The sequence below is a fragment of the Roseateles sp. P5_E11 genome (genome assembly GCF_054049355.1).
Window position 1 is genome coordinate 1 of the sequence record NZ_JBFUMO010000956.1, and the last position, 1,425, is coordinate 1,425.

At 66.0% G+C, this 1,425-nt stretch carries 3 protein-coding genes; all 3 read left to right on the plus strand.

From position 1 onward, the window contains the following. Window positions 1–225, plus strand: a 225-nt coding sequence (locus ACXJKR_RS32450) for a hypothetical protein (RefSeq protein ID WP_457326360.1), incomplete at its 5' end; no start/stop codon positions are given. A gap of 11 nt (window positions 226–236) precedes the next feature. Next, window positions 237–722, plus strand: a complete 486-nt coding sequence (locus ACXJKR_RS32455) for an RNA polymerase sigma factor (protein ID WP_457326361.1) — start codon at window positions 237–239, stop codon at window positions 720–722. An 8-nt stretch (window positions 723–730) separates the two neighbouring features. After that, window positions 731–1,425 (plus strand): FecR family protein (locus ACXJKR_RS32460; RefSeq protein WP_457326362.1); only part of this gene is annotated, 695 nt, incomplete at its 3' end.

Consider the following 1,425-nt stretch of genomic DNA (forward strand, 5'->3'; position numbering starts at 1 on the left):
ACGGCCGCGGAGGTATCTGAGCGCTTGGCGAAAGAAATCCAGCGTCATGGCAGCTTTGACGATCCCGATGCAGCGCTCGACTTCGTGTCTGGCGCGTTGCTGCGCGCCGAGCGTCGCCTGGACTGTGCGCGCGCCGCAGAGACGGCTTCGCGGGAGGCGGGTTTGTTGGCTGATCGTGGCCGCGCGATGTCGACGGGCGCCGTAGGCGTACCGACGCTGGCCTAACGGGTATTGCCATGGTCAAGGACTGGCCGAGCGTATTCTCACGGGTGAGGTCCGCGTTGATGCGGCGCGGCCGTTCGGAGCAGGATGCGGATGACTTGGTGCAGGAAGCCTGGGTTCGTTTGGCTTGCTACGAGCGCGAGAATCATGTGGAGCAGCCGGAGGCGTTCTTGATGAGAGCCGCGCTCAACCTGTCCATCGACGCACACCGCGCCACTGCCACGCGTGGCGAGCAGGTGTTGCTGGAGGATGTGGTCCTCCTGGACGCCCGGCCGGGCGTGGAGGATGAGCTGCTTGGGCGTGAGCGCTTGGCACGACTGAGTGAGTGCTTGGCACGCTTGAGTGACAAGACGCGCGATATCTTCCTCGCGCACCGTGTCGACGGCCTGACCTACCAGCAGATCGCCGATCAACACGGCATGAGCATCACCTCAGTCCACAAGCACATCGCCAAGGCGCTGCTGGTTGTCACGGGGATGATGGAAGGCTGGTATCCGTGAACGGGTCGATGTCCGATGTTCCGGGTCGAGAGAGCGCCGACGCCCCATCCCGGGTCACCCCGGAAATCGGCGCTGAGGCAGCGCTGTGGGTGGCCCGCTTGCACGGGCCTGATCGGGATGCGGCGATGGAGCGCGAGTTCCACGCCTGGCAGGCTCGTTCGCCCGCGCACCAGGAAGCGTTCGGCAAGTGCACCGAGACCTGGCTGGACGTCTCGCGCCTCAAGCTCGCAGATGCCTACGGCACCGTGTCGKCTTCGCGCCGCGTGCGCGACGCGCACAGCTTCGGTGGTGCAAGCGTGCGGTGGGCAGGAGCGGGGGCGCTTGCAGTGGTGCTGGCCTGCAGCGCGTTGCTGTTCCAGCACTGGCGCGAGGAGGGGACATACGGCACAGCCGTTGGTGAACAGCGATGGGTCGTACTGGAGGACGGCACGCGCATGTTGCTGAACACGGACACGCGGGTGCGCGTGGACTTCGGCAGGGCACAGCGAACGGTACGGGTKGATGGCGGGGAAGCGCTGTTCGAGGTGGCCAAGGATGCCCAGCGGCCGTTCGTCGTCCGCGTGGAGGGCAGCGAGGTGGTCGCTGTCGGCACGGCCTTCTCCGTGCGGCTCACTGAAGTGAACGAAAAGGACAGCGAGCTTGCGGTCACGCTGATCGAAGGAAAGGTCAACGTGCGCCCGGCCGCAGAGCAGGGGATAGGCAC